The sequence below is a fragment of the Phreatobacter aquiterrae genome (assembly GCF_053471285.1).
In genome coordinates, this window is record NZ_JBJPHW010000002.1 from 137,365 (window position 1) to 150,432 (window position 13,068).

At 69.1% G+C, this 13,068-nt stretch carries 10 protein-coding genes; 3 read left to right on the forward strand and 7 right to left on the reverse strand.

The features are described from left to right. Window positions 1-3: 3 nt before the first annotated feature. From ACJ4V0_RS03150 to ACJ4V0_RS03160, 3 genes are all read right to left on the reverse strand, one after another. Window positions 4-834 carry a dienelactone hydrolase family protein gene (locus ACJ4V0_RS03150; protein WP_448298100.1) on the reverse strand — a complete coding sequence of 277 codons (831 nt, stop codon included), beginning with the start codon at window positions 832-834 and terminating at the stop codon, window positions 4-6. A 66-nt stretch (window positions 835-900) separates the two neighbouring features. Further along, the gene (locus tag ACJ4V0_RS03155) at window positions 901-1,989 is read right to left on the reverse strand and encodes a TRAP transporter substrate-binding protein (protein ID WP_448298101.1); all 1,089 of its coding nucleotides are present in this window, start codon (window positions 1,987-1,989) and stop codon (window positions 901-903) included. 231 nt (window positions 1,990-2,220) lie between these two features. After that, the gene (locus ACJ4V0_RS03160; protein ID WP_448298102.1) at window positions 2,221-3,309 is read right to left on the reverse strand and encodes a TRAP transporter substrate-binding protein; all 1,089 of its coding nucleotides are present in this window, start codon (window positions 3,307-3,309) and stop codon (window positions 2,221-2,223) included. A 258-nt stretch (window positions 3,310-3,567) separates the two neighbouring features. Here ACJ4V0_RS03160 and ACJ4V0_RS03165 point away from each other — a divergent pair, with 258 nt between their 5' ends. Continuing rightward, entirely contained in the window at window positions 3,568-4,440 is an 873-nt protein-coding gene (locus ACJ4V0_RS03165) for an NAD(P)-dependent oxidoreductase (RefSeq protein ID WP_448298103.1), read from the forward strand. A 100-nt stretch (window positions 4,441-4,540) separates the two neighbouring features. On the opposite strand, the gene ACJ4V0_RS03170 is transcribed toward ACJ4V0_RS03165, so the two are convergent. The 4 genes from ACJ4V0_RS03170 to ACJ4V0_RS03185 form a co-directional block, all read right to left on the reverse strand. Next, window positions 4,541-6,889 carry a caspase family protein gene (locus tag ACJ4V0_RS03170; protein WP_448298104.1) on the reverse strand — a complete coding sequence of 783 codons (2,349 nt, stop codon included), beginning with the start codon at window positions 6,887-6,889 and terminating at the stop codon, window positions 4,541-4,543. Between the two features lie 114 nt (window positions 6,890-7,003). Next, window positions 7,004-7,630 carry a uracil-DNA glycosylase family protein gene (locus ACJ4V0_RS03175; protein WP_448298105.1) on the reverse strand — a complete coding sequence of 209 codons (627 nt, stop codon included), beginning with the start codon at window positions 7,628-7,630 and terminating at the stop codon, window positions 7,004-7,006. Window positions 7,631-7,642: 12 nt separating this feature from the next. Beyond that, window positions 7,643-8,254, reverse strand: coding sequence for a glutathione S-transferase family protein (locus ACJ4V0_RS03180; RefSeq protein WP_448298106.1), 612 nt, complete (start codon window positions 8,252-8,254; stop codon window positions 7,643-7,645). A 115-nt stretch (window positions 8,255-8,369) separates the two neighbouring features. Further along, window positions 8,370-9,983, reverse strand: a complete 1,614-nt coding sequence (locus tag ACJ4V0_RS03185; RefSeq protein ID WP_448298107.1) for a sensor histidine kinase — start codon at window positions 9,981-9,983, stop codon at window positions 8,370-8,372. Between the two features lie 133 nt (window positions 9,984-10,116). Here ACJ4V0_RS03185 and ACJ4V0_RS03190 point away from each other — a divergent pair, with 133 nt between their 5' ends. Then, the gene (locus ACJ4V0_RS03190; RefSeq protein WP_448298108.1) at window positions 10,117-10,674 is read left to right on the forward strand and encodes a thermonuclease family protein; all 558 of its coding nucleotides are present in this window, start codon (window positions 10,117-10,119) and stop codon (window positions 10,672-10,674) included. Between the two features lie 115 nt (window positions 10,675-10,789). Beyond that, window positions 10,790-12,961, forward strand: a complete 2,172-nt coding sequence (locus ACJ4V0_RS03195; RefSeq protein ID WP_448298109.1) for an ATP-binding protein — start codon at window positions 10,790-10,792, stop codon at window positions 12,959-12,961. The last annotated feature ends 107 nt before the right edge of the window (window positions 12,962-13,068 follow it).

Consider the following 13,068-nt stretch of genomic DNA (forward strand, 5'->3'; position numbering starts at 1 on the left):
CCGTCAGCGCGGCCGCAGGAGATCGCCGATCCGCCTGATGGCATCGGCGCGGGCGGCCGGATCGGTGCCGACCATGGCGCGTCCCGAACCATCCGCCGTATAGGCCAGACCGCTGCGCTCGCGCGGCCGGGAGGCGGGATCGTCGAAGCCGTGGAAGGCGCCGGGATAGGTGACGAGGTCGGCGCGCGCGCCGGCGGCCCGCGCCGCGGCCACGAAATCGCGGCAGGGACCGGGCGGCGTCCAGTTGTCGGCCTCGCCGACGAGAATAGTCAGTGGCACGCGGGGAAAGAGGCTACGGCCGAGCGGCGTGCGGCAGCCCGGATAGAAGGCCACGGCCCGGGCGAAGTCCGGACGGCCATCGGCCGGGCGCCGGCTGTCGGACAGGGCATAGAGCACCGTCGAGCCGCCGTTCGACCAGCCGATCAGGACGATCCGGTCGGCGCGGATGTCGGCGCGCCCCTGCAGGAAGGCCCGCGCCGCGGCGACATCGCTGGCCCGCTCGCGTCCGGGCCGCACGCTGCGGTCCGCGACGGAACATTGAGACCCGAGGCCGCGCGATCCGAAACTGTCCGGCAGCAGCACGGCGTGCCCCTGCCCCACCCAGCGATCGGCCCAGTCGCGGTGGCGGCGCGCGAGGGCGCCCCGGCCGTTGTCACGCCCGCCGCAGCCGTGCAGCGCCACGATGGCGGGAAAGGGCCCCTGACCGGCGGGCAACAGCAGCCCGGCCTCGATCGAGACGCCCTCGGCGTTGGTGAAGCGGACGGAGGTTTCAGCCGAAGCCGGCACCGTGACGGTCAGCGCCATCGCCACCACCCATCGCCGCGCCAGTTGCATGTGTCTCGTCCGCCGGTGCGGTCGCGGCCGGGCGATGCGCTCGCCCGGCCACAATTGTCGATCAGCCTAGGCGCGTGCGCGCATGCGGATCATGAAGGAGTCGAAGGTGTACTCGGCAACCTGGAACCAGAGATATTCCTCGTTGCGGAAGGCCACCGTATTGTCGAGCACCCGCTTGAACCACGGGTTCTGCGCTGCAACCTCGGTATAGAGCTCGTTCGCCGCCTTGTAGCAGGCCTCCAGGACCTCCAGCGAGAAGGGCCGGAGCTGGGTGCCCTGGGCGACAAGGCGACGCAGAGCGGCCGGATTGGCCGCGTCGTAGCGGGCCTGCATCCAGGTCCCCGCCTGGTAGGCGGCGGCATCGAAGGCGGCCTTGTAGTGCTTCGGCAGTTGCTCCCACTTGGCGGTGTTCGCCATGGTCTGGAGCTGGGCGCCGCCCTCCCACCAGCCGGGGTAGTAGTAGTAGGGCGCCACCTTGGCGAAGCCGAGCTTCTCGTCGTCGTAGGGGCCGACCCATTCCGCGGCGTCGATCGTGCCCTTCTCCAGCGCCGGATAGATGTCGCCGCCGGCGATCTGCTGCGGCACGACGCCGAGCTTGGTCAGGATGCGGCCGGCAAAGCCGCCGACCCGGAACTTCAGGCCGTTGAGGTCGCCGACCGTCTTGATCTCCTTGCGGAACCAGCCTCCCATCTGGGTGCCGGTATTGCCGCAGGCGACGGCCCGGATGTTGAAGGACTTGTAGAACTCGTTCAGCAGGTCGGTGCCGCCGCCCTCGATGAACCACGCGTTCTGCATGCGCGGATTGAGGCCGAAGGGCAGCGCCGTGCCGAAGGTGAAGGTCGGGTCCTTGCCGACATAGTAGTAGGACGCGGTGTGGCAGCACTCCACCGTGCCGCTGGAGACGGCATCCATGGCCTGCAGGCCGGGGACGATCTCGCCGGCTGCGAAGGGCTGGATGATGAAGCGGTTGTCGGTGATCTCGGCGAGCCGTTTGGCGAAGACCTCCGAGACGCCGTAGAGCGTATCCAGCGATTTCGGGAAGCTCGACGTCAGGCGCCAGCGCACCTCCGGCATGGACTGGGCGACGGCGGGCGAGGCCACCGCCGCGGCGGCGAGGCCTGCGCCCGCTGCCTTGACGAAATTTCGGCGTTGCATGGGAGTTCCCTTCCTTACGGTTTCCTCTGCCGGGCTCGTGCAGGTCGTTCGGGTGCCTGCGATCTGATGGACCGGCTTGAGGATCAGACAGCCGCGCCGAGGCGATCCGCATCGGGGAAAACACGCAGTCTGTGGCCAAAATTGCACGTCGCGGGCCGCAATCCCCCGCCGGCAACGAAAAACCCCGGCGGATTGCTCCGCCGGGGCGATGTCTCGTCGACAGGATCGTGATCAGCCGCGGGCGCGGGCGCGGATCATGAAGGTGTCGTAGGTGTACTCGGCCACCTGCCACCACAGATACTGCTCGCCGCGGAAGGCCATGGTCGAATCCAGGATCTTCTTGAAGTCGGCATTGGTGGCGGAGGTCTCGGCGTTCACCTCGTTGGCCGCCTTGAGGCAGGCCTCGAGCACCTCCAGCGAGAAGGGACGCAGCTGCGTGCCGGCAGCGACGAGCTGGCGCAGTGCCGCCGGGTTCTGGGCGTCGTAGCGCGCCTGCATCCACGTGTTGGCGTGGTGTGAGGCGTTGAGCAGGATCGCCTTGTAGCTGGCCGGAAGCGCGTTGTACTTGGCGACATTGAACATGTTGTGGAGCATGGCCCCACCTTCCCACCAGCCGGGATAGTAGTAGAACGGCGCCACCTTGTTGAAGCCGAGCTTCTGGTCGTCATAGGGGCCGACCCACTCGGCCGCATCGATCGTGCCCTTCTCCAGCGAGGGATAGATGTCGCCGCCGGCGACCTGCTGCGGCACGACGCCGAGCTTCTGCAGGGCGCGGCCGGCAAAGCCGCCGATGCGCATCTTCAGGCCCTGGAGGTCGGCGACCGTCTTGATCTCCTTGCGGAACCAGCCACCCATCTGGCAGCCGGTGTTGCCGGCCGGGATCGCATGGATGTTGTGCTTGGCGTAGAAGGCGTTCATCAGCTCCATGCCACCGCCCTGGAACTGCCAGGCATCCTGCATGCGCGAGTTCAGGCCGAAGGGAACGGCGGTGCCGAAGGCGAAGGTCGGGTCGATGCCGACATAGTAGTAGGACGCCGTGTGGCAGCACTCCACCGTGCCGTCACGCACCGCCTGCATCGCCTGCAGGCCGGGAACGATTTCACCGGCGGCGAAGACCTGGATCTGGAACTTGTTGTCGGTCATTTCCGCGACGGACTTCGAGAAGACCTCGGCGGCGCCGTAGATGGTGTCGAGCGACTTCGGGAAGGATGACGTCAGACGCCATTTCACTTCCGGAGCGGTCTGGGCGATCGCCGGTGCGGCGACAGCGGATGCGGCGGCGGCAACCGACGCGGTCTTGATGAAAGTGCGGCGCTCCATGAGCTTCATTCTCCCTTTAGGTCCCACAATGGAAAAATCCGGTCCGTTCTTGGACTCGTTGGCGCGGACAGAACCACAATTCGCCGCAGCATGCCAGCATTGACGCTGGGCTGTTTCCCGCTTTCTGCATGGCTAAGTAGTTATCCTTAACGCATACGAGCCGGCGCCCCGCCCCGGCATGCCCCCCTTGACCTCGTGCCTTCCTCGGGGATGGTAGGCGTCCCTCGCATCCAGCCATCCCCAGCGGAGCTATCAGCCATGGCGAAAGTCGCTTTCCTCGGTCTCGGCGTCATGGGCTACCCCATGGCCGGCCACCTCAGGGCCAAGGGCGGCCATGACCTGACCGTCTACAACCGCACCTTCGCCAAGGCCGAGGCCTGGGTGACGCAGCATGGCGGTACCGCCGCGAAGACGCCGAAGGACGCGGCGGTCGGTCAGGACTTCGTCTTCGCCTGCGTCGGCAATGACGACGACCTGCGCGCCGTGACGATCGGGCCGGACGGGGCGTTCCAGGCCATGGCGAAGGGGACGATCTTCGTCGACAACACCACCGCTTCCGCCGATGTTGCCCGTGAACTGCAGGCGAAGGCCGCGGCGCTCGGCATCGGCTTCGTCGACGCTCCGGTCTCGGGCGGTCAGGCCGGCGCCGAGAATGGCGTTCTCACCGTCATGTGCGGCGCCGAGGAGGCCGACTACGCGAAGGCCGAGCCGGTTATCGCGGCTTTCGCGCGCGCCTGCCGCCGCCTCGGCGGCCCCGGGGCCGGCCAGCTCGCCAAGATGGTCAACCAGATCTGCATCGCCGGGCTCGTCCAGGGACTGTCCGAGGGCTTGCACTTCGCCCGCAAGGCCGGGCTCGACATCGAGCAGCTCGTCGACGTCATCTCGAAGGGCGCTGCCGGCTCCTGGCAGATGGAAAACCGCCACAAGACGATGAACCAGGACAAGTTTGATTTCGGCTTCGCCGTCGACTGGATGCGCAAGGACCTGTCGATCTGCCTCGCGGAAGCGCGGCGCAACGGCGCGAAGCTGCCGGTAACCGCCCTCGTCGACCAGTTCTACGCCGAGGTGCAGACCATGGGCGGCGGCCGCTGGGACACGTCCAGCCTCTTCGCCCGCCTCGAGCGGAAGTGAACGGACGGACGCGAACGGAGCCGGACGGTAAACGGGTCGGAAATCACCCCTGACCAGAGAGGGCCGCAGGACGATCCTGCGGCCCTCTGCCGTTTCATGATCAGCCGCGCGGCCTTTCGCCCGGGCGTCGCGGAGGCGGCGCCTGACGCTGTGGAGCGGCACGCTGGGGCGGCGCCATGCGCTGGGGCGGCGGCTGGAACTGGCGCTGGGGTGGCGCCATGCGCTGCGGCGGCGGCTGGAACTGACGCTGCGGCGGCGCCATCCGCTGCGACGGCGGCTGGAACTGCCGCTGCGGCGGCGCCATGCGCTGGGGCGGCGGCTGGAACTGCCGCTGCGGCGGCTGACCGCGCCGGCCGCCCATACCATCGGGCGCGCCCACGCGGCCCCCACCGGGTTGGCCGATGCGGCCGTCGGGACGGCGACCGTCAGGCTGCACGAAGCGGCCGTCAGGGCGTCCACCATCGGGGCGGCCGATGCGGCCGTCGGGACGGCGACCGTCAGGCGGCACGAAGCGGCCGTCAGGGCGTCCACCATCGGGGCGGCCGATGCGGCCATCGGGACGCCGGCCGTCGGGTTGCACGAAGCGGCCGTCAGGGCGTCCACCGTCGGGGCGGCCGATGCGGCCATCGGGACGACGACCGTCAGGCTGCACGAAGCGGCCGTCAGGGCGTCCACCATCGGGGCGGCCGATGCGGCCATCGGGACGACGACCGTCAGGCTGTACGAAGCGGCCGTCAGGGCGTCCACCATCGGGGCGGCCGTCGGGACGCCGGCCGTCAGGCTGCACGAAGCGGCCGTCAGGGCGTCCACCATCGGGCCGGCCGAAGCGGCCATCAGGACGCCGACCATCGGGCTGGATGCCGCGCCCATCGGGCTGGCCGAAACGGCCGTCCGGTCGACGACCATCCGGCTGAACGAAACGCCCGCCTGGGCCACCGGGAAGGAGAGCGCCGCCGGGCGAGCCGGGCAAGGGTCTGCCGGTACCGGGTCCGCCGGGGCCGCCTGGCCGAACGAAACCGGGACCACCACCAGGACCAGGACGCCCGATGCCTGGACGCGGACCGACGGGCGGACGGATCACCACGGGCTCGCGGCGCGGCCGCACGAAGCGATGAACGACGATGGGGGCTGCGATCAGCGCGGCGGCGCCGACCATCGGGAGCACGCCCCACTGCGGCGGAGGCGGAGGCGGCAGGACATAGACCGGCGCCACCGGCGGCCCGAGGTAGTACGGGGCGACGATCACCACGTCGTCATAGAAGGAGGGCGGCGCCTCCTCCCAGTAGTCCGGTTCGTAGACGACCTCGACCTCCGGCAGGGGCGGCGGAATGTCATCGTAGATCACCTCGTCGAAGGCCGGCGGCGGCGCGACCGGCGCGGACAGGCGGCCGAGGCGCAGGCGCGCTTCCTCGGCATGCGGCCCCCGCGGATAGGTCCGCAGATAGGTCCAGTAGGCCTGCGGCGAGTTCGTCCGCACCGTGCGCCGCCACACATGCGCCTCGCGCTTGGTGGCCAGCAGGCGCTTGACGCGCTGCGCCAGCGGATCGCCCGGGTAGACCCTCAGGAAGGCCTGGTAGCCCTCGATCGTGTCGCGCTCGATGGCGAGGGCGTAGGCTTCCTGCGCCGACAGCCCTTCCATCGGCCGTTCCGCCGCGGGCGGCGGGGGCGGCGGGGTCGTGCCCGTCGGCTGTTCCTCGCCGGCGTTCAGCACCGGAACGGGAGGCGCGAGGCGGGCCGTCTCCCAGGGCGTGTCGCGGCCGTTGGTCAACTGGTGAACGCGCAGGCGGGCGCGGGCCATCGCCTGGTCCACCGGCAGGCCGGGGGCGCTGAGCTGCTCGGCCAGCGCCGTGGCGAAGTGCCCGTAGGCCGCGTCGTTCGGCGCGGAAACGGCGCCGGGGGCGGCCGCCGAGGCGATCAACAGGCCGGGGGCGGTGTCCAGCAGTCCGATGCCCGGACGCACCGGCACACCGACATCGGCAAAGGGATGCTGGCGCGAAACGTCGAGCAGGACGAGCTTGGCGCGGGAGGGGATGGCGGCCAGCGCGCGCACCACGTCATTGAGGCGGATACCGCCGATCGGCACGTCGCTCTCGCCCTGGATCACCGCGTCGGACGGCAAGAGATAGCTGTCGCTCTCATGCTGCAGGCCGAGGCCGGACAGATAGACGACGGCGACGGTGTCGGGGCCGGCCTCGCGCAACTGGGCGATGAAATTGGCGATGGCCTGACGGAGTTCGGCCTGGGGCAGGTCCGCGCCCTCGACGGTCGAGAAGCCGAGATCGCGCAACGTGCGCGCCATGAGGCCCGCATCGTTCAGGGCATTGGGCATGGGATTGGTCTGATAGGCACCCGTACCGAGAACCAGCGCAAGGCGTGTTTCGGTCTGGGCATGGGCCGATGCGATCATCAGCATCGAGGCGGCGAGAAACCCGAGGAAACGGCGGACCATGCAAGACCTCCAGACCGGGCAACGCCCGGCGAACCACGGCAAGGATGATGCCGGGAAAACGGGGCGGAATATAGACTGCCTACGCCCCCGGCCCGCCCGGCGTCTTGCGCAGGATCAAACGCGTTGCCGCACTGCGGCCCTGAGCACCGGCAGCAGGTCGGAATCGAACCAGGGATGGCGCTTCAGCCAGCCGGAATTGCGCCATGACGGGTGGGGCATAGCGAAGACGGCGGGAATGGCGCCCGCCTCGAGGATGGCCCGCCAGTTGGCGACGGTTTCCGTGAGCGAGGGGCGCCGCAGGCCGCCGAGGCCCAGCCTGTCGAGATGGTAGGCCTGCGCTGTGGCGCCGACGGCAAGCACCAGGTCGATCTGCGGCATGGCGGCCATCAGTCGGTCGTGCCAGGCGGCGCGGCACTCGCGGCGCGGCGGCAGATCGCCGCCCTTGGCATCGTGCCCCGGAAAGCAGAATCCCATGGGCACAATGGCGATCCGGTCGCGATCATAGAAGGTCGCCGCGTCGATCCCCATCCACGCGCGCAGCCGGTCACCGGACGGATCGGTGAACGGGCGACCCGAGGCATGGACCCGGGTTCCCGGCGCCTGTCCGGCGATGAGGATGCGCGCCGTCGCCGAGGGCCAGGCGACGGGACGCGGTTCGTGCGGCAGCGGCGTTCCGCGCGGGGTCTCCACGCAGATGCGGCAGGCGGCGATGGCGCGTGTCAGGTCGGTCAGGCTCTCCACGCGCCCTGTCTATCACGCCGATGCGCTGGGCCGCGCGGCCATGGCGGCATGCCAGCGCTTCAGGTCGACGAAGTCGTCCGGCACGGCGACCCGAGTCGGCTTGAGGAAGTCGATGCCGATCATGCCGGTGATGTCGGCATTGGTGAAGCGGTCGCAGCAGATGAAGTCGCGCCCCTTTAGATGGCGGTCGAGGAAGGCGAGTTCATCGATGATGCGTCCCTTGTTGACCTCGCCCCATTCCCTCACCTGCGGCACCTCCATCGCGGCCATGGCCGGATGCAGGTGGCGGAAGGCCGAGGCGATGGTGGAGAGCAGGTTCAGCTCCATGCGGCGCGACCACATCTCGATCTCGCCGATCTCCTTCGGCGTGCGGCCGAACAGGTTCGGCTCCGGGTGCAGCGCCTCGATGTAGCGGCAGATGGCCACGGATTCGCACAGCACCGAGCCGTCGTCGAGTTCCAGAGCCGGCGTGCGCTGGCGCGGATTGACGGCGGCGTAGCTCTCAGACTTCTGCTCCATCTTGCCGAGGTCGATGGTCACCTTTGGGATGTCGATGCCCTTCTCGGCGAGAAAGACGCGCACGCGGCGCGGATTGGGGGCAAGCGGCGTGTCGTAGAGCTTCATGGCGTTTCCTCCTCCGGAGATGCTTGTTGTCGTGTAACAGCACCATGGGAGAAGGAACCGGTCAAGCCAGCGAGACGGCAGCAGACCAGACCCCCGCGGGACTCTGGTCGAAGGGTCAGCGGCGCGGTCCGAACAGCGCCCGGCGCAGCGCGCCGACGTTCTGGGCCTCGACCGGGGCCGGGGCTTCCTCGGCCAGCGGCACATGCGGCTGGGCGGCGAGCGAGGGGCTGGCGATGGCCGGCAGGGCCTCCATCACGCGCTCGGAGGGGAAGGTCACCGTCACCTCGGTGCCGACGCGCACCGTCGACTTCAGCGTGAAGGTGCCGCCGTGCATGGAGACGAGCCCTTGGACGATGGGAAGCCCAAGGCCCGTGCCCTGCTCGGCGCTCTTGATGGCGTTCGACCCCTGGCCGAAATTCGACAGGACGATGGGGATCTCGTCCTCGGGAATGCCGGCCCCGGTGTCCTTCACCGACACATATTGTCCGCCCGAGGCAGTCCAGCCGACCTTCAGCGTGATCTCTCCGCCAGCCGGGGTGAACTTGATGGCGTTCGACATCAGGTTCAGCACGATCTGACGGATGGAGCGCTCGTCGGCCCACAGTTTCGGCATGTCGGGCTCGAAACGCTCGACGATGGTGACGCCCTTGTTCTTGGCGCGCACCTTGAGCAGGTGGTGGCAGTCCTCGACCACGAAGGCGAGCGTCAGCGCCTCCTCGTTGAGGTCGTAGCGCCCCGCCTCGATCCGCGACAGGTCGAGGATCTCGTTGATCAGCGACAGGAGGTGCTGCCCCGAGGAGTGGATGTCGCCGGCATATTCGGCATATTGCGGCGAGGAATGCGGCCCGAACATCTCGCCCTTCATCACCTCGGAGAAGCCGAGGATGGCGTTAAGCGGCGTGCGCAGCTCGTGGCTCATCTGGGCGAGGAACTGCGACTTGGCGACATTGGCCATCTCGGCATTGCGCCGCGCCTCGTCGGAATTGGTCTTGGCGGTCTCCAGCTCGCCGATCAGCGCGTCCTTCTCGGCCCGCGCCTCGATGGTGGCGAGGTTGGTCTGGTAGAGCCGCGCCGAGATGATGGCGAAGAACAGCAGCGTTCCCACCGCCATGGCCGCGAGAACCGCGCCCTGCATGCCGTGCAGCAGCAGGAAATAGGCGATCACCACCACCGCGACAGGCAGCGAGGAGGCGAAGACGGCGACCGGAACGGTCGAGCCGATCATCGCGGAGACGGCGACGACGATCAGCATGCCGACCAGCAGGAAGGTGCTGGCCTCCGCCGCAGCCGAGCGCATGACGATCATCAGCGCCAGCACCCAGGCAAGGCCCAGGACTGTCTCGGCGAGGACGAAACGCATGCGCCATGACTGGAGGTCGGCCTTGTCCGGCGGCACCTTCAGGAAGGCGCGGGCCATGAGAACGCAGAAGCCGTGGGAGGCGAGCACCACGCCGCCGCCTGCAGCCCCCATGACGGGATTGGTGACCCAGCCGGCAACCCATCCGGTGGCGACAGCGATGAGGGCGACGGCGATTCCCGCGGACAGCTTGTTCTGCGCGAAGACGCGCATCAGTTCGTATTCGAACGAGCGCTTCGTGCCGGTGGTGGACGTCAGGCGGTCGCGCGCGTCGCGAACCTGGCGCACGACGCGCTTGCGGCTCTGGGCGTGCTCGCGCGCGCGCTCGGCTTGCCGCTCCTCGGCCCGCCCGTCTGCCGCCTCAACGCCCATGCCAGGGCACCTCTCCAACGCAACGCCACAACGTCCGAAATGTGGCAGGATTTGATTAACGGCGGGTCGAAATCCATGGTAAACGAACCATGAACGTCGCGTCCCGCCGACGAATCGAAGCCCGACCCGCACCATGCTTGCCGGTTCCCTGCTGCGCTTCTCCCGCTTCCGCAGCCTGCGGCCCAACCGTGCCTTTCTCTGGCTCGCGCTGGCGGTGGCCGCTGTCACCGCCCTCGCCGTCTGGCAGGCTCTGCATGGCGGCAAGCCGGGCCTGACGATCAACGGCCACGCCCGCATCGTCGACGGCGACAGCCTGGTGGTCGCCGGCGTCGAGATCCGCCTCTTCGGCATCGACGCGCCGGAACTCTTCCAGCGCTGCACGCGGGAGGGACGGGAGGTGCGCTGCGGACGGGAATCGGCGCGCTCCCTGATTGCGCTGGCCGCCGGCCAGCCCCTCTCCTGCGAGCGGCGGGACATCGACCGCTTCGGGCGGACCGTCGCCGTCTGCAAGGTCGATGACGTCGACCTTGGACGGGCCCAGGTCGTGGCGGGACAGGCGGTCGCCTATGGCGCCTATTACCAGGACGAGGCCGCCGCCAGGACCGCCCGGCGGGGACTGTGGGCCGGCGAGTTCGTGCGCCCGCGCGAGTGGCGCGACCGCCACCGCCCGGGCGCGTCCCCGGAGAGCTGATACCCTTCCTCTAAATGCCTCTGATCCCGTCACTTTCGGGACAAAGTAACCTTGCGTTAACCATGAATGGCCAGAGTGTGGCGGCGAGCGATGCGCCTCGCGCCCGGTTCTTCACATGGCTGCGACGCCGCTCGACCTTCTCTGGCCTGTCCTGATCGCGCTCTGCGTCTTTCTGGTTCTCGCCGGTCACGTGACCGTCGAGAGCGGACTGGTGCGCGCCAAGCACAGCGTCAACGCGGCGGCCAAGGCGCTGGTCCAGATCGGCATCGCCGTGCTGGCCGTCTGGTTCGCCGGGTTCGGCATCATGAATGCCGGCGGGCCGCTGGCGGGCGACGGGCCGTTCATGCCGTCCGACGGCGGCAGCGAGTTGATCCTCGCGATCGTCATCGCCTGTGCGGCCGCGACGCTGCTGTCCGGACCTCTCGCCGAGCGTACCACCCTGCGCGGCTATGCGGCCTTCGTTGCCGTCTTCTCCCTCGCCGTCTTTCCCGTCATCGTCCACTGGGCCTGGGCGCAGGGCGAGACGCCCGGCTGGCTGCGGGGACTGGGCTTCATCGACCTCGCCGGAGCCGGGGTCATTCACGTCGCCGGCGGCGCCGCAGCCCTCGCGGCGGCGCTGTTCGTCGGTCCCCGCACGGGCCGCTTTGCGGGAACGCGCCGCGTCCTCGTGGTCCAGAGCCAGAGCTTTCCCTTCGCGGCGCTCGGCGTGATGCTCCTGTGGCTCGGCTGGTTCGGCATCGCCATCAGCCAGGCCATGGCCGCCGGCCTCGCCCTCGCCCCGGTGGTCATCAACCTGATCCTCGCCGGCGCCGGCGCAATCCTCGCGACCTTCCTTGCCAACCAGATCCGCCCCGCCACCGTCACCGTCGTCCACATCATCCACGCGACGATCGCCGGGGTCATCGCCGCCTCGGCGGCTGCCCACCTCCTCCACCCGCTCGGAGCCATAGCCCTCGGCATCGGCGGCGCGGCGGCGAGCCTTGCCGGCACGAAGCTGCTGGAACTGATGGAGATCGACGATGCCCTTGGCCTCGCCCCGGCCCATCTGTTTGCCGGAGCTCTCGGCGTTCTCGCCGTCGCTGCCTGCCGGCCCGAGACCCTGGCGACCACGCTGGCCATCCAGACCGCTGGCCTGCTCGCCATCGTCGCATGGTCGGTCGCGGTCATGGCGGCCGCAGCCCTGGCGCTGCGCCTCGTGATGCGCGTCAGGGTCGGCGCGGAGGACGAGCGCATCGGCCTCAACGTCACCGAACACGCCATGACCACCGACGTCGCCATGCTGGTGAGCCAGCTCGGCGCCCTGACGATGAATTCAGGCTCCTTCGCCTATCTCGAGGCGGATTCAGATGGCGAACTCGGCCAGATTGCCCGCGAATACAATCGCGCCATCGACATCTTCCAGGCCCAGATCAAGGGCGTGAAGGAAAAGCTCAGCTTCGCCGAGGTGGCGGCGGAGCGTGCGAGCGATGCCAATGCCCACCTCGCCGCCGAGGTGCAGGCGCGCGACGAAAAGCTGGAGGCGGCGACGCGCGAGGTCGCTTTCCTGACCCAGGAGGTCAGCCGCGCCCTCATCGCGGTGGAGACGCTGAAGGGGGTGCGGGCCGGCCTCCTCCGGCTGATCGGCCGCACCTTCCGCCAGCCGATCGAACGCCTGCACCTGATGGCGCGGCGCGCCGCGTCCAGCCGCAACGCCGCCGACATCGATGCGCTGATCGAGGCGGCGCGGGAGGAATCGGCCCGCCTCGCCCGCCGTCTCGCCGATGTACTCGACTACGCACAGGCCTCCGCCATCGAGACGCCGCCCGCCGGAGACCAGGCACCGGTGGAGAAAATCATCGGCGAGATCAACCTGCTCTATCGCCCGCGTGCAGAGTCCGAGGGCATCAAGCTCCGCGTTGTCTGGACACCGGAGGTGTCCACCATGGTCGCCAACAGCGTCGCCATGAGGAAGATCATGGGCGAGATGGTCGGCCACGCGATCAAGACCACCTCGCGCGGCGGCATGGTCAATTTCTCCACCAAGCAGGGGGCCGCCGGTGAACTCGTCATCGACGTCACCGATTCCGGCCGCGGCGTCTCGCCCGGCGAACTGGCACATGCCCTCGACCCCCTCGGGCAGGATCAGGCCGCGCACGAGGATGGCGAACTGGGGCTCGCCCTGGTCAAGAGGCTCGTCGACTTGCATGGCGGAACGCTCACCATCCGCTCGAAGCCGGGCATCGGCACGCAGGTGCGCGCAACCATCAGGGCGGACCATCTCCGCAAGGCGCTGTCGCTGGCGAGCTGATGCGCGCCCGCCGGCGCGGCTCGCCCGCATGCCTCTCCTCTCGACCTGACCGGCCGGATGCGGCATGGTCCGCGCTCCCGCGATCCTGCGCATTGCCGAGCCGACAC

Excerpts from the sequence above, each read along its gene's own strand:
- ACJ4V0_RS03150 (WP_448298100.1), bottom strand. The coding sequence starts at position 834 with ATGCAACTGGCGCGGCGATGGGTGGTGGCGATGGCGCTGACCGTCACG.
- ACJ4V0_RS03155 (WP_448298101.1), bottom strand. The coding sequence starts at position 1,989 with ATGCAACGCCGAAATTTCGTCAAGGCAGCGGGCGCAGGCCTCGCCGCC.
- ACJ4V0_RS03160 (WP_448298102.1), bottom strand. The coding sequence starts at position 3,309 with ATGGAGCGCCGCACTTTCATCAAGACCGCGTCGGTTGCCGCCGCCGCA.
- ACJ4V0_RS03165 (WP_448298103.1), top strand. The coding sequence starts at position 3,568 with ATGGCGAAAGTCGCTTTCCTCGGTCTCGGCGTCATGGGCTACCCCATG.
- ACJ4V0_RS03170 (WP_448298104.1), bottom strand. The coding sequence starts at position 6,889 with ATGGTCCGCCGTTTCCTCGGGTTTCTCGCCGCCTCGATGCTGATGATC.
- ACJ4V0_RS03180 (WP_448298106.1), bottom strand. The coding sequence starts at position 8,254 with ATGAAGCTCTACGACACGCCGCTTGCCCCCAATCCGCGCCGCGTGCGC.
- ACJ4V0_RS03185 (WP_448298107.1), bottom strand. The coding sequence starts at position 9,983 with ATGGGCGTTGAGGCGGCAGACGGGCGGGCCGAGGAGCGGCAAGCCGAG.
- ACJ4V0_RS03190 (WP_448298108.1), top strand. The coding sequence starts at position 10,117 with ATGCTTGCCGGTTCCCTGCTGCGCTTCTCCCGCTTCCGCAGCCTGCGG.
- ACJ4V0_RS03195 (WP_448298109.1), top strand. The coding sequence starts at position 10,790 with ATGGCTGCGACGCCGCTCGACCTTCTCTGGCCTGTCCTGATCGCGCTC.